Below are 18,768 nucleotides of genomic sequence, written 5' to 3'. Positions count from 1 at the left end.
TAGCTAGATCTGCCTGTAGGCTTTTTACTTTCAAGAGCAGGCATCACTTTACTAAGGAATTAGCAACCCAAGTATTAACAATTCGTCTGCTAATATTGAGCATTCGGGCAATTTCAGATCTATTTTTACCAGACTTAAAATGTGAAACGGCCAATCAACGTAGCCTCATTCGATAAGCTTTTACGTTGTTGGAAAGGGCTTTTAATTCTTGTGAGCTATGTGTATTCAATATCATTCTATTGTTGGTTAGTAAAAACAATATTAGATCATATATTTATACTAATGGGTATCACTGCGATCTACATTAAATACATCACACAAAGACTTCATCGGGTTAAGCTGTTTAATTATCTTTGTAGCTTTTTTTAATATAAATTATTCATCTAATCTCTTAGAAACAATCTACTTTTCTTTCCAATTACCCTGCAAATTTATTAATCTGCACTATGCTTTAAATTCATAATGCGGAAAATAGTAATTAGCAGGGGAAGCAATGGACTTTATAAACTTTAAAGTTGGCTCAAAAACTATCTCTCTTAAAATTCTCGATATCCTAGTAACCGAAAGGTTTGAAGATGATCTAACAGAATTACCAAATAAAAATAAGAGTTTTATTGGTATAAAAGATTATATGGGAACACCTACACCAGTATTTGATTTAGGCTTAATTTTAAATGGCGAATCAACTTATACAACAAATGCAGAATTAGCAGAGTTATTACAAGCGAGAGAAAAAGAACACATTAAATGGATGCAATCTTTAGAGAATAGTTTAATAAATAATACGCCTTTTGATGGGGTTCGTGATCCACATAAATGCACATTTGGACAATGGCATGATAAATTCAAGACAGATGATGAAGATTTGCAAATTATTTTAGATCGGTTTACAGAACCGCACAATAGAATTCATCAGCTCGCAGATGAATTATTAAGCAAAGTTCAGCAGGGCCATAAAGAAGAAGCATTAACAATTTTTGAAGAAGAAAAACGCACTACTTATACTTTCTTATTAAGGTTATTTGAATCAGCAAAAGAACAAGTCATGCTAGATTATAAACCTATTATTATTTTCACAACTACTGATGGTGTACACCCTCACATAGGTTTGTTAGTTGATAAAGTAGGACAAAGTGTTAATGTTAATAAAGAAGACATCAAGCCATTGGAAAAACTTACCAGTGTTGGTTTTGATATCGATTCGCAAACAAGAAATATGATGAGAGGTCTCATTAAAATGGAGCAAATCCATAGTGTGATCATAGATCCATCGGCTATCTTCTTAGAAGAAGAGTCGAAAAAAGTTGAGCCTGAACCCGTAAATTAGAGTTGAATAGATGTTTGATTATAATAATTAGGTTGATAATTAAATACATTTTTATGATTTTGTAAAAACTCAGGCCTATGTAAGACATTAAATATGAAGTATTCGATTTTTCAATTAAACAAAATAGAATACGAAGTTGGTGATTCAACATAATCAAGCAGGGAAAAAGCTTTATCCTAAAAATAAATTTTTTAGTATTATCTATTGTATTGAGAGATTCGTATCCATCATTTTAGGCGATTATTTTTACTTTTTGATTGTTAATACCACCTTGTTTATGAATTCAGATATTGAATCTTTAATATCTAATGATAATTGTTTTTTTCCTTTAATTGCCATTGTATTCTGTATGATCTTGTTACTTTGATTTTGTAATATTACTCTGATAATTAACTCTTGGGTAAGTGGGTCGCATTTGCGCATGAATTGTATATTTTCCCATATTACACGCCATAAATTAGGAGTGATTTGAGCTAAACTAAGTTGAGATGATAAGTAACGTTTAATATCTATTAAATCATGCTCTAAGCTAACAACATGATTATTTGAAAATGATTGGAATAATTGAATTACCACTTTAGGGTCAATTGCGCTGAAACTATGTATTAAATAAAGCGGAAGTTGATGTTCGAATTGTTGTTTTAACTTTTTTACAAAGACTTTTGAAGTTGGCAGGAGAGGTTTTAATACCATTAATGCGTACTCACCACTGACTTTATCTTTTTTAAAGCCAATTTTTATAGTTTGGTAGTCTAAATTTTGCCAAAAGTTTATTAAAGAAGCATAACCTCCAAAACTAGCACCTATAGCGCTTACTTGCGTCCTGAGGTGTGATTCAATATATTTAATTAATTGACTACCAAAATTATTTCGGGTTAATTCAGGATGAACGGCTATACGTATTATTCTGGCAATTTTATTTTTCAAAAAATGATCACAGTGATTTAGCTGTGCAATTGATTGTGCTAATAAATGGCCTTTAGGTCTCCGAGTACCTTGCAGTATTTGAGAAATTAACGGCTCTGTTAATTGCCCTTCTATTGCAATAAGTGTTGCAGCGATCACTGTATTTTCACTAACAGAAATAAAAATTTTAATTTGGTTGCCATCAAGTAAATGTCTCAAATCATTTACTGTTGTTTGGTAGTGAGCTAAAACTAACAAGCCAAAAATTTGATTTAATAAATTTTCGTTTTTAGATAATTCTTCTTGGCTCACTTCTTTGATTTTAATATGGTTTGTTATATTTTTTAAGTTTTTAGCGCAGTCGGCCTCTAAACACAACAATTTGTTTACTGTATTTTCTAGAGGGTCATTTTTAGCAAATCTAATAGGTTCGTTTAAGAGTGTTTTTTGACAATTTTTATAATGTTTATTTAAATATGGCATAAATCTTAAGGTAAAACCACGACCTGTGCCTTCGTATCCATATATTGTTGTAGCAAATATGACTCTAGGGTAAAGTTTTAATATCTTTTGCAAAATAGGAACTGGTAAAGCTGCGGCTTCATCTATAAATACAACATCTGTTTTATGTACTTCGTTTATGAGTTTGTCTGGAGCAATAAAATGTAAATTGGCTAAGGTATTATCGCCCACTTTATATTCCAGCTTTGTTATAGATGCAAGGTGTTTAAATGCTGATTCTACTGAGCGACGTTGCGTAGCGCTTATAATAACTTTATTGTTATGTTTGATTAAAGCGGCAGAGGCTAACCCTAAAGCTGAAGACTTACCTCTGCCTCTATCTGCAGTTATTAATAACGGTCTATTTGCTCGTCCTAAACTTGTTTTTACTATGGCTTCTATACATAAATTCTGCTGAGTAAAATCATGTTTATTTGGTGTATAAGCTATTATTTCTGGTAATTGCCAACCAATTTTTTGATCGAGTTTTATACATGATTGCTTATCAAGTTGAAAACTAAATCTTTGATTAAAATAACTAACAGTATTTGATTTTATTTCAGCTGATTGGAAAGTTTGAAATTCTGGGTCAATAAATGTATTAAGTTGTGTTAATTCAGGCTGTATTAAAATTAAAATACCGCCTGAAGTGATAGTCCCAGCAAGGGCTGCTAATTTATCTGGGGAAATACCTTGAAAACCATCATAAACCCCAACTTGATATTCTTGTCCTAAAATTTGGTGATTATGTTCAGGCCAATTGGCATCTAATAAAGTTTTATTTCGACTTAATACGCATCTTCGACCTAGTTGTTGTTCTATCAATGTATTTGCTTGGAGAGCTGTCCAGTCTTGTGATCCTGTCAGCAACAATAACTGCCTATGCCTATTGTTATTTAAAATATCTAAATATGCAGTAACATTATTAGGCAATATTGTTGCTGAGTTCATTTATAAAGCCTGTAATTTAGCGTATGAAGTTACTAACCATTTACTGCCAACATCTAAGAAATTGACTTGCACTCTGGCTTGAGAGCCCGAACCTTCATAGTTAAGTACAGTTCCTTCACCAAATTTTTTGTGCATCACTCTTTGACCCAGCTTAAAACCTGTTTCTTCAAATGCGGCACTGGTCATTGTATTGCTAAAGCGGTTACTTGCTTGAGGTTTGATCACTTGTGTTTTTATACGTACTTCTTCAATGCAATCATCTGGGATTTCACGCAAAAAACGCGAAGGAGAGTGATACTTCTCTTGACCATATAAACGTCTGCTTTCAGCGTGGCTAATATAAAGCTTTTGCATTGCTCTTGTAATGCCAACATAGCATAAGCGACGCTCTTCTTCTAAACGCTCTGAATCATCATGGCTTTGTTGTGATGGGAACATACCTTCTTCTACGCCTGCCATAAATACTAAAGGAAATTCAAGACCTTTTGCTGAATGTAACGTCATCATTTGCACAGCATCATCATGCTCATCTGCTTGTCCTTCACCAGATTCTAGCGCTGTATGCGATAAAAAGCTGGATAGCGGCGAAGAAAACTCTTCATCTTCAGGTGTTTCAAATTGTGAACAAGCATTAATTAATTCTTCTAAATTCTCTACTCGAGCACGTGCTTTTTCACCTTTCTCGGCTTGGTACATCGCCATTAAACCGGAATGATTAATTGCAAATTTAGCTTGTTCTTCGAGTTCTGAATTTTGGATCTGTTTTTCTATATGACTGATCAGGGCGATAAAACTACCGACAGCATTTGCAGCGCGGCCTGTGAGTTGTTTTTGCTCAATTAAGCTTTGCGCTGCGTACCATAAAGGCAATGATTGAGTACGTGCACAATCTCGGATTAAGCCAATACTCTTGTTTCCGATACCGCGAGTAGGTGTATTAATAATACGTTCAAAAGCGGCATCATCTTGCCGATTATTAATTAGACGCAGATAAGATAGGGCGTCTTTTATTTCTTGGCGTTCAAAAAATCGCATACCACCATAAATACGATATTTGAGACCTTCTTGCAGCATAGCTTCTTCTAAAATACGAGATTGCGCATTACTACGATATAAAATGGCTGTGTCGGTTAAGTTTTTACCTTTGCTTTTCCATTCACTGATTTTACTAACAATAAAGCGAGCTTCATCTAACTCATTAAAAGCAGCGTATATTGAGATTAACTCACCTTCGTTATCTTCGGTCCATAAGTCTTTACCCATACGTTCTGAGTTATTGGATATTAAAGTGTTTGCTGCTTTTAATATGGTGGCAGTTGAGCGATAATTTTGTTCTAATCGTATCGTTTCAGCATTAAAATCCTGTAAAAAGCGGCGGATATTTTCAATTTTAGCACCACGCCAACCATAAATTGATTGATCATCGTCACCCACAGTCATGACATTATTTCTTTTGCCAGCAAGTAGTTTTAACCAAGCATACTGAACAGTGTTGGTATCTTGGAATTCGTCTACCAAAATATGTGGAAAACGGCCTTGATAATGACGCAGTAAACTAGGGTTGTTATTTAATATTTCATAGCAACGTAAAAGAATTTCCGCAAAATCGACTAAACCAGCACGATCACAGGCTTCTTGATAAGCGGTATAAATTCTTAATAGCATTTGTTCATTAGGATCGTAGGCTTTAATATCTTTAGGCCTTAAACCCTCATCTTTTTTTGCGCCTATGTACCAAGTAACTTGTTTGGCAGGCCATTTTTTATCATCGATATTTAAGGCTTTAAGCAATCTACGTATCATTCTGATTTGATCATCAGAATCTATAATTTGAAATGACTCAGGTAAGTTAGCTTCAGCGTGATGTGCACGTAAAATTCGGTGCGATAAACCGTGGAATGTACCTATCCACATACCACCAATTGAACTTTTTATGGTTTCTTCTACACGACTACGCATTTCTTTTGCGGCTTTATTAGTAAAAGTTACGGCAAAAATGCTATATGGGGATGCGTTTTCAACTTGCATTAGCCAAGCGATTCGATGCACTAAAACTCGGGTTTTACCTGAGCCTGCACCTGCTAATACCAGCATATTTTGTAAAGGTGCAGCTACTGCATCGCGTTGTTTATCGTTTAAGCCATCAAGTAATTCAGATACGTCCATTCATACCACCAAAGTTGTCATTTAATAGATTTGTTTTGCAATTCTATTGAGCCACCAGGTGGCATTATTAATTATGACTATGATACAACAGGAGCAATAGGCAGTTCAAATAGAATACTGTTTTTATAAACAGGTAGTCCATATTTATATATTCTGTTGTTTGTTTTGTTCGTGTTGATAAAAGCTAAGTCAATGAAGCTAAATTTTCAGTAATTTCTTGTTTTATTGGTTTAAGACTTTTATCTATATATCGTAAGTTATATTTATTGGCACAATACATACCCAAAACCCAAAATATAACGAAACTGATAAAGGTTATTATTGAAGATTGGCTACCTATCAATATTAAAACTATACCTACACTCATAGGTGCCAAGACCCAATAAATTAAGGTTTGATAGCATTCAATTTCTTTATCTACTCTGTGGAGCTTGGATTCTAAAGCGCTTTTAATACATAAGCTGTTGTCATTAGTTTTATGTTTAAACTTGATTAAGCGAAAAGCCGAAACAATAAACCAAACAATCCACGTTGTAGTACCTGCAATTGTAAACATGGATTGGCCAAGTAAAAACATTAGATAATTTAAAGCTGACAAAGCGCAAACAATAATAGAAAAGCCAATAATGCCGTATAGGGTTCTTTCTTTAGCTTTTTTATCAATAGAGAGCATTTTATTTGTAATGATATTCATATTATTAGCCATATTATTTTGCATTGCTAAATCTAAGTTGTATCTAGGGGCTACTGCTGATTTTAGGATGAACTAAATATTCTAATAACATCGTTGCTTTCAATCCTAATAGCCTGCTATTACTCAATCAAGCGCCTTGTTCTTGAAAATTTATCCTTATTAAAATTTGATCACTAACTTAATCGTATTGGTATTACTAGGACCCGTAAAATATATTTTTTGGGTCCTTAAATTGCTACTTTCTATAGAGAGGTTTAATTAGGATTTAAATAAGGGGTGTATGGTGATTTTAATAAAAACTTATTACTATAAAAGTTTAGCTAATTGCTTTATATCACTAATTTCTATATCAGCAAGACCTTTGTAACTTGTTTTTATCGGATCTTCATTCAACCAACAAGACATACAACCATTATTGTTAGCACCTTGAATATCTGAGTCTAAGTTATCACCAATGTGTAAGATATTTTCTAACTTAACATTAAGCTTCTCTGCTGCTAGTTCAAACATATCAGCTGCTGGTTTTTGTCGGCCGTCAAATCCTGCCATCAGTAAAAATTCAAAGCTGTCTTTTAAGCAGAATTTGCTGATATCGACATTGCCATTAGTGATTGCAATTAAGGTATATTTTTTATTTAAATTTTTAAGTAAGGTTAATACTTCGGGTGCAACAACGACTTGGCTTCTGGCTGTAATAAAAGCTTGATAAGCGGCTTTACTATGAAACTCACTTTCTTCATCGTTAAGTCCTAAAAAATTAAAAGCATATTTTAGAGCATGTTGACGTAATAAAGTAACATTTTGTGCTATTCCAGGTGAATTTATCTCTACTGTCTTTCTGCACTTATCCCAAAAATCAGAGCTCTGTGCTTGCCATTTATCAGCAATCGTTGGGATTTGTTTAATGTAGTTAAATTGTGCTTCAAGTGCTGCTTTAATTATTGGTTTGTTATCATAAAGGGTATCATCTAAATCAAAGCTTAATACTTCTATATTATTTAATTTTCTAAATATTTTCATATGTGCTCTTATTTGTTGCGATCAATTTTTTTAGCTCTTGGGTGACTCTTATCATAAACTCGCGCTAAATGTTGAAAGTCAAGATGTGTATAAACTTGAGTCGCTGATAGGCTGCTGTGACCTAAAAGTTCTTGGACTGCACGTAAGTCACTACTTGATTCTAAAATATGAGAAGCAAATGAGTGGCGTAATTTATGAGGGTGAATAGCAGCCGAAATACCTTGTTTCATTCCCCATTGTTTCATTCTTTCGCGTACTTGGCGAACAGATATTCTATTCTTACGCTTACTTAAAAATAGTGCTATTTCATCTGGTTTTGCAAATTCGCCTCGGCATTTTAACCAATCTTTAAGGGCTTTTAATGCTTTACTACCTATTGGAATAATTCGCTCTTTATTCCCTTTACCTAATACGCGAATTTCAGCTTGCTGATATTTGATATCTTTTAAATTTGCATTGACTAATTCACTTATCCGCAATCCTGATGAATACATCAGTTCCATCATTGCTTTATCTCTAATCGCTAAGCTGTCTTCTGGAGGTATTTCAAGAAGCTGGTTCATTTGATCTACATCCAAATTTTTAGGCAAAGGCTTTTCGAATTTAGGGCCTTTTATTGCTTCTGCTGGGTTATTGAGTGGTTTTACAGCTTGTTTATTTTTTGCAGCCTGTTGTATTTTTAATGCTTGTAGATATTTATATAAACTGCGAATACAAGAGAGTTTTAAATTGATTGTTCTACTACTAAGTCGTTTGCTTTTGAGTTGCATACTAAAACTGCGAATATGTTCTGGTTGTACTTTTAACCAGTTTTCAGCCTGGTGTTGTAAAAATTCAGCTGCTTGCTTTAACTGCGTTTTATATTGCAATAAAGTATGTTCTGAGTAATTTTTTTCAACTTTTAAGTATTGGATAAAGGCATTAATGGGGCTTTGCCACTGCTTTGGAATAACAGAGGGGATGGTATTGTCCACTAGCTAATATCAATCAGTTTAATTTTAAGCGCTTGCACAAACTCATTAATGAAAGTATTGTCGTGTGATGGTGTAAATTGCAAAGGATCATCACTAGAAAAAGCTAAAATACCTAAAGGAGCATCAACATCTCCAATTAAATAAAGTGCGATTGATTGGCATGTTTCATTAAATAACATTTTAACTTCATCTAGAGTTGTTCTTCCTAAATAAGTTTTAGAGTCATTAAGTCTATGAGTAATTATAGATTGTAATTTTGGCTCGAAACGTATTAATTTCGATTCTTTAACTGCTAATTCTTTACTTATAACATTATTTAATTGTTTTGCTAATTCATCAAAATCATTGATAAGCATTAAATCGCGATAACATGAGCTAAAAGTTTTAAAGATAGATTCATTTTTTTTTGCTATTTGTATTAATGAATCGAGATTTTGTTTTAAATCTTGATTTTTCTTTCTTAGTATCTGTTGCTGACGTATCGCTAAAGAAACAGTGCCTTTTTGCTGGGAGACTGCATCTAGCTGATCAAGCAAATCAGGGTTATTTAATAAAAAGTCCGTGTTTTTTTCTAAATAGGCTACTACTTGCTGTTCAGATAATGTATTCATTTTATTATTTCTCTAAATCGCTATTTGGCCATCAAATATATGCTCGGCAGGTCCAGTCATTTTCACTGTTTGGTTTTCTCCATGCCATCTAACTTGTAATGTGCCACCGGGTAAATCTACCTGTACATGAGGATCTAATTTATTTTGAACTTGACCTATAACCGCAGCAGCACAAGCACCACTTCCACATGCTAAAGTTTCTCCTGTGCCGCGTTCCCAAACTCTCAGTTTAATATGTTCACGACTTAAGATTTGCATGAAACCAATATTCGCTTTTTCAGGAAAGCGTTCATGATTTTCCAGCAAAGGGCCTAATGTCTTTACTTCAGCGGTTTCAATATTATCGACTTCAACAACACAGTGAGGGTTGCCCATTGAAACAGCACCGCTGAAAATAGTATGTTCGTCGGCGCGAAAAATATAAGTTGCTTCGCGTTTACTCGCTTTAAATGGAATTTTGCTGGGCTCTAATTTAGGTTGACCCATATTTACACTAATTTGACCATCTTTTTCAATATATAAAGTCATATTACCACCTTTGGTAGAAACGGTGATTCGATGCTTATTGGTTAAGCCTTTCATACGAACAAAACGTGCAAAACATCGTGCACCATTACCACATTGTGCGACTTCAGAGCCATCAGCATTAAAAATACGATAATGGAAATCTAAATCAGGATCATAAGGTGCTTCAACCATTAATAACTGGTCAAAGCCTATACCAAAGTTACGATCTGCAAGCTTTTTTATTTGATCTTTTGATAAAAAAACATTTTGAGTAATATTATCGACCATCATAAAGTCATTACCCAAGCCGTGCATTTTTGAAAAATTAATTAGCATGGTAGCAAGGTTTCTCCTTGATATAGTTGCTGTATAGTTTCACGTTTACGGATTTCATATACCTTGTCACCATCGACCATTATTTCACATACGCGAGGTCTAGAATTGTAATTTGAGCTCATTGTAAAGCCATAAGCACCAGCACTGCGTACGGCTAATAATTCATTTTGTTCTAACGCTAAATCGCGATCTTTACCTAGAAAGTCACCAGTTTCACATACTGGACCTACAATATCATAATAGTGTGTTTTTATATTATTCTCTATTTTAACATTAATATTAGCATTAACAGGGATAATATTTTGCCAAGCTTGATAAAGTGAAGGTCTTAATAAATCATTCATTCCAGCGTCTACTATTGCAAAATGTTTGTCTTGATTTTGTTTTAAGTATTCAACTTTAGTCACTAAAATCCCTGCATTGGCTGCAATAGCACGACCTGGCTCAAAAATGAGTTCAAGATCTGGTAAGTGAGCTATTTTTTCATTTATTTTATTGACATAAAGGCTTGGATGAGGAGGTTCTTCACCTTGATAAGGTACTCCTAGGCCACCACCTACATCTAAGTGTGAGATCTTGATGCCTTCTTGAGCTAATTCTTCTATTAGTTTTAAGATTTTATCTAATGCAGCAAGAAAAGGCGTTACTTCAGTTAATTGTGAACCGATATGAAAATCTATGCCTTGTATCGATAGGCCTGGTAATTTTTCTGCTACTTTATATACGTCAACAGCTTGATTTATATCAATGCCAAATTTATTTTCTTTTAGGCCTGTGGAAATGTAAGGATGTGTTTTTGCATCAATATCGGGGTTTACACGTATTGAAATAGGTGCAATTAAGTTTAAATCTGACGCTATGGCTGAAATATTATGTAGTTCTGCAATAGATTCAACATTAAAACATTTAATACCTAATTCTAAAGCATAAGTGATTTCTTGTTTTGTTTTAGCTACGCCAGAAAAAACAACTTTTTTAGTATCTCCACCGGCTGCAATTACACGGGCTAATTCTCCCTGAGATACGATATCAAAACCAGAACCTAATTTTGCAAGGATATTTAATACCGCAATGTTAGAATTTGCTTTTACCGCATAACAAATCAGATTTTTATGTGCTTTAGCTGCATCAACAAAAGCATTATAGTGACGTTCAAAAGTTGCACGAGAATAAATATAACAAGGAGTGCCGTATTGCTGGGCAATATCGTTTATGTTTACATCTTCAGCATGAAGGTGCTGTGAATGATAATTAAAATAATCCATTTATTTGTCCCGTTTATTTTTTTTTTGCTGATTTTCTTTTTTTTCTTCAACTGTAACTTTAGGTTTTTCTTGTGTTTCTTTTGGTAAATAAAGGTCACCGGTTTGACCACAAGCACCAATAAATAATAAGCATAAAAATAGAGTGATGTGTCGATATGTTATTCTTTGCATAAGTTTTCTTTAGATCAAAGTATTTACTCTTTATAATCGCAGAGTAACAGAAAAAATTGTAAATGCAGACAGTCGAGGGGGCTTTTTTTTATCCCGACATTAAATCTAAGTTTAAATAAAGAAAACCCTATTCTATGAACATAAAAAATTAGGTAATAGGAATGTTCTTATTTTATTAAAATTCTCAATATGAAGAGTATTAGGAAGTAAAATGACAGACAATGAATATCACGAACTTGTAGATTCGGTTTTATTGACTATTGAAGAGCAAATTGATGACTTTGATGCTGATCTAGATTACGAATCAGCACCGAGTATTTTAGAAATAATTTTTCCAGATAAAAGTAAAGTTATTCTAAATAAACAAGCGCCATTACATCAATTATGGGTAGCAACTAAATTTAATGGTCATCACTTTGAATTTAATGGAACGCAATGGATCGATAATAGAAGTCAAGCCGAATTTTGGCAGTTTTTATCTGAAGTATCTACACAACAAGCTGGTTCTGAAATAAAGTGGTTATCAGAACTAAAATAAAATAAAAAACAATTAAAAAGAGAGATGAGAATGAGTTTGAAATCGGTTATTTGTGAGCCGCAAGGACAGCATAAAGCAACAGTTATTTGGTTACATGGTTTAGGTGATTCTGGTGATGGCTTTGCACCAATCGTGCCTCAATTAGAAATCCCAAATGATATCGGAGTTAAATTTATTTTCCCTCATGCCCCTACTCGCGCTGTCACAATCAATAATAATATGGAAATGCGTGCTTGGTATGACATTATTTCTTTGGATTTAGATAAACGCGCAGATGAACCAGGTGTGAGAGAATCATCTTCACAGGTCGAGGAAATTATTGAGCAAGAAATGGCGTTAGGTATTGATGCTGATAAAATAGTTTTAGCTGGTTTTTCTCAAGGAGGCGTCATTGCATTGCATTTAGCACCGAGATTTAAGCATAAATTAGCAGGTGTTATGGCGCTTTCTACTTATATGTGTGCACCGCAAAAATTTAATGATGAAACAATACAAAAAGATTTAACGGTACTTATGGCACATGGCTCTCAAGATGAAGTAATTCCTATGTTTGCAGGAAAGCAGGCATTAGATATAATGAAAAGTGCGGGCATGGACGTCACTTGGCATGATTACCCTATGGGGCATCAAGTATGTGGTGAAGAAGTCATGGTGATACGTAATTGGTTAATTGAACAACTTCAGTAAGGTTTTTTGTGAGTCAAAAAATAACAATCACAACAAAAATAAAAAAAGACACAAATGCCATTGATAAAGTTGAATATCAATGGCATTGGAACCGTATTGTTTTAACTTTTTTGAGTATACTATTAATTTTGATCTGTGTTGTTTGGTGGATGCTGTCTGCTGTTTCGGTTAATGAAACCGCAGTAGTTTTAAATGTAGAAGCATACAATGAAGAGGCAAAAACGAAATTAAATAGAGCGTCTGAAAAAACGAGTAAGCTTGTTCAAAAATCACCATTAATAACAGAAAGCATCATAAAACAAGAAAAATCGCAGAAAACTACAAAAAGTAACGAAATAAAGAGTGAATCTGTTGCTCCTCAAGTTGTAGAAGCTGAGATAGTTAAAGCTCAAAAAGATGATACGTTAGTTAATGATCAAATCATTCATTCATCAACATTAATAGCTCAGAGTCATTTATCTAAAGTATCTTATGATAGCTTAATTGATACTGACTTTGTAACTCGGGCTGTTTTAACAACCTCTGTAGAAAATAAAGAACCGGTTGATGTTTTAAGTTCTCAAATATTTCAGTCGAGTATAAATGGACAGTTATTCTTTTTTACTGAAATAAACAATATGCAGTTGCAAGTAGTCTCTCATCGTTGGTTTTTTGAAGATACTTTAATGGCAGAAGTTGAATTAAATATTTTTAGCGAAAAATACAGAACATATTCGTCAAAAAAAATAATGACAAAGCAAAATGGTAATTGGCGTGTTGAATTAGTGAATGCAAAGAAAAATATTTTAGCTAGTAAGTCATTTCATATTAAATAATGACGCGAGCGTGGACTTATATCGCTGCGCTGTTTCAACCCATCATGAAGTTATTTTGGTATAAATATATTAATTTTAAGAGTTATTGAAAGGTATACTATGACAACTGCAACAAAAACAGTATTAAAAATAGCCACACGTAAGAGTGCTCTGGCATTATGGCAAGCGGAATTTGTTAAAGCTGAGCTTAAAAAGTTTCACTCTGAGCTAACTGTTGAATTAGTTCCTATGTCTACTCAAGGCGATAAAATTTTAGATACGCCGCTTGCTAAAATTGGCGGTAAAGGGCTTTTTGTTAAAGAGCTGGAACAAGCAATGTTAGATGGTCGAGCTGACATCGCTGTACATTCAATGAAAGATGTACCAGTTGAATTTCCAGAAGGTTTAACGCTACATACTATTTGTGAACGTGAAGATCCAAGAGATGCATTTGTTTCTAATATCTATAAAACAATAGATGAATTACCTAAAGGCGCGATCGTTGGTACCTCTAGTTTACGACGTCAATGTCAAATTAAAGCATTACGTCCTGATTTAGAGATCAGAGATTTACGCGGTAATGTAAATACACGTTTAGCAAAACTAGATGAGGGTCAATATGATGCGATCATTTTAGCAGCTGCAGGCTTAATTCGTTTAGAGATGCCTGAGCGTATTAGTGACTTTATTGGTGTAGACGTTTCTTTACCAGCAAATGGCCAAGGTGCAGTTGGTATTGAATGTAGAACAGATGATGAAGCAACAAAAGCATTATTAGCACCACTAGAACATAATGAAACACGTATGCGCGTATTAGCTGAGCGTGCTATGAATCGTAAATTACAAGGTGGTTGTCAGGTACCTATTGGTGCATATGCTGAAATTAAAGCCGATAAGTTAACATTAAAAGGTTTAGTTGGCGCAGTAGATGGCTCCATTATTTTACAAGACACTGTATCAGGTGTTGTTTCAGATGCTGAGCAATTAGGTGAGCAACTCGCAGATACTTTATTAGGCCGAGGAGCTGATAAAATCCTTGCTGAAGTTTATCGAGACGCATAATAAATCAGCTAAGTATATTTATTAAAGTGATGTTGTGGGCAAGTATTTTTATCGCGAACCGATAGTTATAAAATTCCTACAGTAATGATGAAATCATCTATCTAGGAATTTTTTATTAAGGAATAATTAATGTCTGTATTTCTCATCACTCGCCCTGGAAATAAACATGAAAGCTTAGTTAAATCGATAGAAGATGAAGGGTATGTCGCTTTTTCATTTCCATTACTAGATTTACAATCTGTAGCAGTATCAAGTTCACAACTCTCTCCTTTGATTGACGCAGATAAACTCATTTTTATATCTCAAGATGCAGTTAAATCATTAGCTGCTTTATCACCAGAAATAAACTCAAATACGACATTTTTTGCTGTAGGTGCTAAAACGGCGAAAACCATTGCTGAACTATTTAATAAACAGGCTATAGTACCCAAGCAACAAGATTCAGAAGGTTTACTGGCATTAAAGCAATTACAACAAGTTGACTCACAAAGCATTGTATTAGCCAAAGGTAAGGGGGGAAGGCCTTTAATAGCTAAAACCTTAAATAAAAGAGGTGCGAGATTAAATACTATCAATCTTTATCAGCGTGAAAAAGTAGATGGAAAGGTTTGTGATTGGCTCCAAAAGTGGCAACACCAAAAAATAGACAGTATAGTATTAACCAGTAACGCTGCTATTGATGCTATTTTTAGTGATTTAACAGTAAAAGGCATGGATTGGCTGCAAACATGTCGGTTTTATGTTGTAAGTGATAGAACTGCACAATATTTAAAAAAATTTAATGTACCTTTGGAAAATATTCATAACTGTAATGGTGCATCAGATGACGCTATTTTATCAGAAATAATTTGCCACCATAACAAAATACAAAATAACTTAGTTCATGCTCGTATCCAGGAGGCCTCTGCCACTATGAGTGATAAAAATATCAGTGAAAAAGAAACTCAAACACCAGAAATGGCGAATACACAAAATACATATGTGAAACCCAAAGGTAATGCAGTTGCCGTATTATCTTTATTAATTGCTTTAGGCGCTGCTGGTGGTTTTGCTTTTAATTTCTATAGCCATAATCAACAACACGCTTTGATTCAGCAGTTAGAAATGAATAATCAAAATTTAGAGCAGTCGTTAAATGCGTTGAAATCGCAAATAAAAAATAATAGTGAAAACTTAGCTGGTGCGATAAAAAATGAGTTAACCAGCCAAAAATTACAAGTAGAAACCGCGTTAAATGCCAGTGAGAAAAATATTTCAGAGCAACTTGAAAGTAGTTTAAATGAAATTAAAAATATTAAAGTCACTTTAAATCCACAAGAAGTACGTAGTTTACATCGCATGGCTGAATTTAAAGCTAAGATCGAGCGGGATTATCAAGGTTCAGTGGCAATATTTAATAGGTTGGACAATTTATTATCAGAGCATGGTGAAACTAATGATATAAGGCTAGCTATAGCGCAAGATATTCAGTTATTAAAGGGTTTAAAAACTGTGGACACAGCTTCTTTATACTTTACTGTTTATGGTATTAATGAACAAGTAAAAAACTTTCCTTTTAATACGGAAACAGCAAGAACTAAATTTGAAAAAAAGACTGCTGAACAAGCTGTTTTAACCGAGGATATTGCAGATTTTAAGCAAAATTTGAAAACAACTTGGGATATGTTAAAAGATGGTTTTATCCGCATTAGAGACAGATCTAAACCTATTGAGGCTTTACTAACTTTAAAAGAGCAAAGTTTAATTCAAACTAATATTCAATTTTACTTGGCTCAAGCACAAGCAGCATTAATGCAAAAAGAAGAAAAAGTATATATAAATTCATTAAACCAAGCATCGAAGTTAATTTCCAAATACTTTGATTTAGAGTCAACTAATGTGAAACATTCATTGAAAGAAATAAATAAACTCGCATTGCAAAAAATAGAATTCAAACCCCAATTTTCACTTATCTCAACCCATCTTATTGCGGAGTTATAAGCAATGTTTAGAATTTTGTTTTTTTTATTTATTGCTTCTATTACCTTGGCTTTAGCACCATTAGTATTAGATGAAAAAGGGTATATTCTGATATCTTGGAACAATACTGTTATTGATGGCACTTTGATAAGCTTTGGTATTTTACTAAGTGTATCTTTTGCTGTTTTGTATTGTTTGTATAAATTGATTTCATATCTATGGTCACTTTATGGCAATACTAAATTTCGTTTTACCAGCCGCAATGAAAAAATGAAATTAGATAACTTACAGCAAGGTATGTGGGCGAGTTTGTCGGGTGATCATATAACAGCTGCTAAATTGTTAGCTAAATCATCAGTGCCTCATGGTTGGCAAGGCTTAAGTCAAGCAACAGCGGCTAAAGCTGCGTTAGCGCAAGGCAATAAATCTCAAGCTTTAGATTTACTCAATAACTTAGATGAGCAAGACCAAAAATATGCAGCGCAATTATTTATTGAGTTAGAGCAAGTTGAAGTAGCGCAGTTATTATTAGCCCCTGTCGCTAAAAAGAAGAAAAGCTCAAGCATCGAATTAAACCTGTATAGTCAGTTATTAATCCAGCAAAAAAAATGGCATGAACTAGGGGATCTATTTCCACAGCTAGAGAAAAAGAAAATATTAAATGATGAACAATGGTTAAATATTTTTAAATCTTATTTTAGTGAAATAAACATTGAAGAGATTAAAAAAAGATATAATCAATTAAGTCGACATTTAAAAATATTGGCCAATAATACTTATTTAAAAGCATTGCTAAAATTAGGTGAAACCAAAGATATCGAAGCTGAACTGATAAAAATGCTTAAAAAAGAGCGTTATTTAGCGTTATTAGACATACTTGCAGCTGCGAAAAACTATCAATGCAATAAGTTACAAAACCTAGTGCAACAAGCTTTAAAAAAACAGCCAGAGCAAGCAGAGTTACTGCTATGCTTAGCTTATATTGCAAAAGCACAGCAAGATAATACTTTAGCAGCAAAAGTATTTAAAGCTGTATTTAATCAATCAGAAACCTATAAGCAAGCCCATTGGCGTGCAGCGGTTTCATGTTTTAATCAACAAGAAGATATGCCTTTAGCGCTTACTTTATATCAAAAATATAGCTAATTATTAGCTCGCTAAACAAGCTCAAAGTCAGTTAATTTGGTTTTGAGCTATTACTCAAGTATGATCCTGAAAATTTTTAAAAGACTGAGCCAATTATGATAGATAAAACAATTCCATTACTTGATATACACCGCCACCTTGATGGTAACGTACGTCAACAAACAATTTTAGAATTGGGTCAGCAATTCAATATTAAATTACCAGCTAATGATTTGGCTTCTTTAAAGCCTCATGTGCAAGTTTTAGAAAATGAACCTGATTTAATGGCTTTTTTACAAAAGCTAGATTGGGGTGTGGCTGTATTAGGCAACTATGATGCATGTCGCCGTATTGCAATCGAAAACGTCGAAGACGCTTTTAATCAAGGTCTTCATTATGTTGAGCTAAGATTCAGCCCTTATTATATGGCACAAACGCAAGGCTTAAACCCACAAGGCGTTGTGGAAGCGGTTGTTGATGGTATTAAAGCAGCTTGTGAAAAATACCCAGTTAAAGTGAAATTGATTGGAATTTTATCTCGTACTTATGGTCAAGAAATTTGTCAGCAAGAGCTAGACGCATTACTAAGCTGTAAAGATGATTTAATTGCTGTGGATTTAGCAGGTAATGAATTAGGTTTCCCTGGTGAATTATTTGTGAGTCACTTTAATCAAGTGAGAGATGCAGGCCTAAATGTGACAATTCATGCTGGTGAAGCTGCGGGCGCTGAAAGTATTTGGCAAGCGATTAATGAACTAGGTGCACAACGTATAGGTCATGGTGTTAAGGCAATTGAAGATCCACGTTTAATGGATTACTTAGCAGAGTATAAAATAGGCATGGAATCTTGTTTAACAAGTAACATACAAACAAGTACTGTTGCCAGTTACCAAGCTCATCCACTTAAAAGCTTTTTAGATCACGGTATTCTAGCGTCAATCAATACTGATGATCCTGGTGTAAGTGGTATTGAAATTGACTATGAATATGAAATAGCAGCGCCTAAAGCAGGCTTAAGCCAAGCTGATATGACTAAAGCACAAAAAAATGCACTGGAAATTGCGTTTCTAACACAAGCCGAAAAACAGGCTCTACAGAGTTTATAGGTTTAAAATCTAACTACTTAAATACAAAAAAATGCGCCTATATGGCAACACCATTCAGTTAAGCATGT

17 protein-coding genes are annotated in these 18,768 nt (G+C 33.9%); 8 read left to right on the top strand and 9 right to left on the bottom strand.

Features of this window, described 5'->3' with window-relative positions:
* The first annotated feature begins 493 nt into the window (after positions 1-493).
* Positions 494-1,327 (top strand): CZB domain-containing protein, encoded by an 834-nt coding sequence (locus CJF42_RS21325; RefSeq protein ID WP_095368607.1) that lies wholly within the window; start codon positions 494-496, stop codon positions 1,325-1,327.
* Positions 1,328-1,573: 246 nt separating this feature from the next.
* Here the strand turns inward: CJF42_RS21325 and CJF42_RS21320 are convergent, their stop codons facing one another.
* The 9 genes from CJF42_RS21320 to lptM all read right to left on the bottom strand — a co-directional run bounded on the left by CJF42_RS21320 (position 1,574) and on the right by lptM (position 11,429).
* On the bottom strand, positions 1,574-3,685 hold the full coding sequence (locus CJF42_RS21320; protein ID WP_095368606.1) for a tRNA(Met) cytidine acetyltransferase TmcA domain-containing protein: 2,112 nt from the start codon (positions 3,683-3,685) through the stop codon (positions 1,574-1,576).
* Positions 3,686-5,851: a DNA helicase II gene (uvrD, locus tag CJF42_RS21315; protein ID WP_095368605.1), complete on the bottom strand. Its 2,166-nt coding sequence runs from the start codon at positions 5,849-5,851 to the stop codon at positions 3,686-3,688. It abuts the gene before it with no gap.
* Positions 5,852-6,035: 184 nt separating this feature from the next.
* Entirely contained in the window at positions 6,036-6,569 is a 534-nt protein-coding gene (locus tag CJF42_RS21310) for a hypothetical protein (RefSeq protein WP_095368604.1), read from the bottom strand.
* 282 nt (positions 6,570-6,851) lie between these two features.
* Positions 6,852-7,565: an HAD-IA family hydrolase gene (locus tag CJF42_RS21305; protein ID WP_095368603.1), complete on the bottom strand. Its 714-nt coding sequence runs from the start codon at positions 7,563-7,565 to the stop codon at positions 6,852-6,854.
* Between the two features lie 8 nt (positions 7,566-7,573).
* Positions 7,574-8,539 carry a tyrosine recombinase XerC gene (gene xerC / locus CJF42_RS21300; protein WP_252097690.1) on the bottom strand — a complete coding sequence of 322 codons (966 nt, stop codon included), beginning with the start codon at positions 8,537-8,539 and terminating at the stop codon, positions 7,574-7,576.
* A complete protein-coding gene (locus tag CJF42_RS21295) occupies positions 8,539-9,150 on the bottom strand; it encodes a DUF484 family protein (RefSeq protein WP_095368602.1) in 612 nt (203 codons plus the stop codon). Before CJF42_RS21295 ends, xerC begins: the two co-directional genes overlap by 1 nt.
* A 12-nt stretch (positions 9,151-9,162) precedes the next feature.
* On the bottom strand, positions 9,163-9,993 hold the full coding sequence (gene dapF, locus CJF42_RS21290; RefSeq protein ID WP_095368601.1) for a diaminopimelate epimerase: 831 nt from the start codon (positions 9,991-9,993) through the stop codon (positions 9,163-9,165).
* Complete coding sequence (gene lysA / locus CJF42_RS21285; RefSeq protein WP_095368600.1) at positions 9,987-11,258, bottom strand: diaminopimelate decarboxylase; 1,272 nt, start codon at positions 11,256-11,258, stop codon at positions 9,987-9,989. The genes dapF and lysA overlap by 7 nt, the downstream gene beginning before the upstream one ends.
* On the bottom strand, positions 11,259-11,429 hold the full coding sequence (gene lptM, locus CJF42_RS26920; RefSeq protein WP_141235620.1) for an LPS translocon maturation chaperone LptM: 171 nt from the start codon (positions 11,427-11,429) through the stop codon (positions 11,259-11,261).
* Positions 11,430-11,640: 211 nt separating this feature from the next.
* Between lptM and cyaY the strand changes: the two genes are divergently transcribed.
* The 7 genes from cyaY to add all read left to right on the top strand — a co-directional run bounded on the left by cyaY (position 11,641) and on the right by add (position 18,700).
* On the top strand, positions 11,641-11,967 hold the full coding sequence (gene cyaY, locus CJF42_RS21280; RefSeq protein WP_095368599.1) for an iron donor protein CyaY: 327 nt from the start codon (positions 11,641-11,643) through the stop codon (positions 11,965-11,967).
* A 30-nt stretch (positions 11,968-11,997) separates the two neighbouring features.
* Positions 11,998-12,654, top strand: coding sequence for an alpha/beta hydrolase (locus tag CJF42_RS21275; protein ID WP_095368598.1), 657 nt, complete (start codon positions 11,998-12,000; stop codon positions 12,652-12,654).
* Between the two features lie 8 nt (positions 12,655-12,662).
* The gene (locus CJF42_RS21270) at positions 12,663-13,469 is read left to right on the top strand and encodes a DUF2914 domain-containing protein (RefSeq protein ID WP_095368597.1); all 807 of its coding nucleotides are present in this window, start codon (positions 12,663-12,665) and stop codon (positions 13,467-13,469) included.
* A gap of 99 nt (positions 13,470-13,568) precedes the next feature.
* Positions 13,569-14,510, top strand: coding sequence for a hydroxymethylbilane synthase (hemC, locus tag CJF42_RS21265; protein WP_095368596.1), 942 nt, complete (start codon positions 13,569-13,571; stop codon positions 14,508-14,510).
* A 129-nt stretch (positions 14,511-14,639) separates the two neighbouring features.
* Positions 14,640-16,490, top strand: coding sequence for a uroporphyrinogen-III C-methyltransferase (locus CJF42_RS21260; RefSeq protein ID WP_095368595.1), 1,851 nt, complete (start codon positions 14,640-14,642; stop codon positions 16,488-16,490).
* Positions 16,491-16,493: 3 nt separating this feature from the next.
* Positions 16,494-17,615, top strand: a complete 1,122-nt coding sequence (locus CJF42_RS21255; RefSeq protein ID WP_095368594.1) for a heme biosynthesis HemY N-terminal domain-containing protein — start codon at positions 16,494-16,496, stop codon at positions 17,613-17,615.
* A gap of 95 nt (positions 17,616-17,710) precedes the next feature.
* On the top strand, positions 17,711-18,700 hold the full coding sequence (gene add, locus CJF42_RS21250; RefSeq protein WP_095368593.1) for an adenosine deaminase: 990 nt from the start codon (positions 17,711-17,713) through the stop codon (positions 18,698-18,700).
* Positions 18,701-18,768: the final 68 nt, after the last annotated feature.

The organism is Pseudoalteromonas sp. NBT06-2 (assembly GCF_002276045.1).
Classification (GTDB): Bacteria; Pseudomonadota; Gammaproteobacteria; order Enterobacterales; family Alteromonadaceae; genus Pseudoalteromonas.
Note: the sequence above shows the minus strand (reverse complement) of the source record. Positions and strands in the feature narration are given on the sequence as shown.

Bases quoted from the DNA above. Each gene is read 5' to 3' on its own strand.
- hemC (WP_095368596.1), top strand. From the start codon at position 13,569: ATGACAACTGCAACAAAAACAGTATTAAAAATAGCCACACGTAAGAGT.
- CJF42_RS21275 (WP_095368598.1), top strand. From the start codon at position 11,998: ATGAGTTTGAAATCGGTTATTTGTGAGCCGCAAGGACAGCATAAAGCA.
- CJF42_RS21325 (WP_095368607.1), top strand. From the start codon at position 494: ATGGACTTTATAAACTTTAAAGTTGGCTCAAAAACTATCTCTCTTAAA.
- lysA (WP_095368600.1), bottom strand. From the start codon at position 11,258: ATGGATTATTTTAATTATCATTCACAGCACCTTCATGCTGAAGATGTA.
- cyaY (WP_095368599.1), top strand. From the start codon at position 11,641: ATGACAGACAATGAATATCACGAACTTGTAGATTCGGTTTTATTGACT.
- CJF42_RS21320 (WP_095368606.1), bottom strand. From the start codon at position 3,685: ATGAACTCAGCAACAATATTGCCTAATAATGTTACTGCATATTTAGAT.
- CJF42_RS21260 (WP_095368595.1), top strand. From the start codon at position 14,640: ATGTCTGTATTTCTCATCACTCGCCCTGGAAATAAACATGAAAGCTTA.
- lptM (WP_141235620.1), bottom strand. From the start codon at position 11,429: ATGCAAAGAATAACATATCGACACATCACTCTATTTTTATGCTTATTA.
- CJF42_RS21295 (WP_095368602.1), bottom strand. From the start codon at position 9,150: ATGAATACATTATCTGAACAGCAAGTAGTAGCCTATTTAGAAAAAAAC.
- dapF (WP_095368601.1), bottom strand. From the start codon at position 9,993: ATGCTAATTAATTTTTCAAAAATGCACGGCTTGGGTAATGACTTTATG.
- CJF42_RS21255 (WP_095368594.1), top strand. From the start codon at position 16,494: ATGTTTAGAATTTTGTTTTTTTTATTTATTGCTTCTATTACCTTGGCT.
- uvrD (WP_095368605.1), bottom strand. From the start codon at position 5,851: ATGGACGTATCTGAATTACTTGATGGCTTAAACGATAAACAACGCGAT.
- CJF42_RS21310 (WP_095368604.1), bottom strand. From the start codon at position 6,569: ATGCAAAATAATATGGCTAATAATATGAATATCATTACAAATAAAATG.
- add (WP_095368593.1), top strand. From the start codon at position 17,711: ATGATAGATAAAACAATTCCATTACTTGATATACACCGCCACCTTGAT.
- CJF42_RS21305 (WP_095368603.1), bottom strand. From the start codon at position 7,565: ATGAAAATATTTAGAAAATTAAATAATATAGAAGTATTAAGCTTTGAT.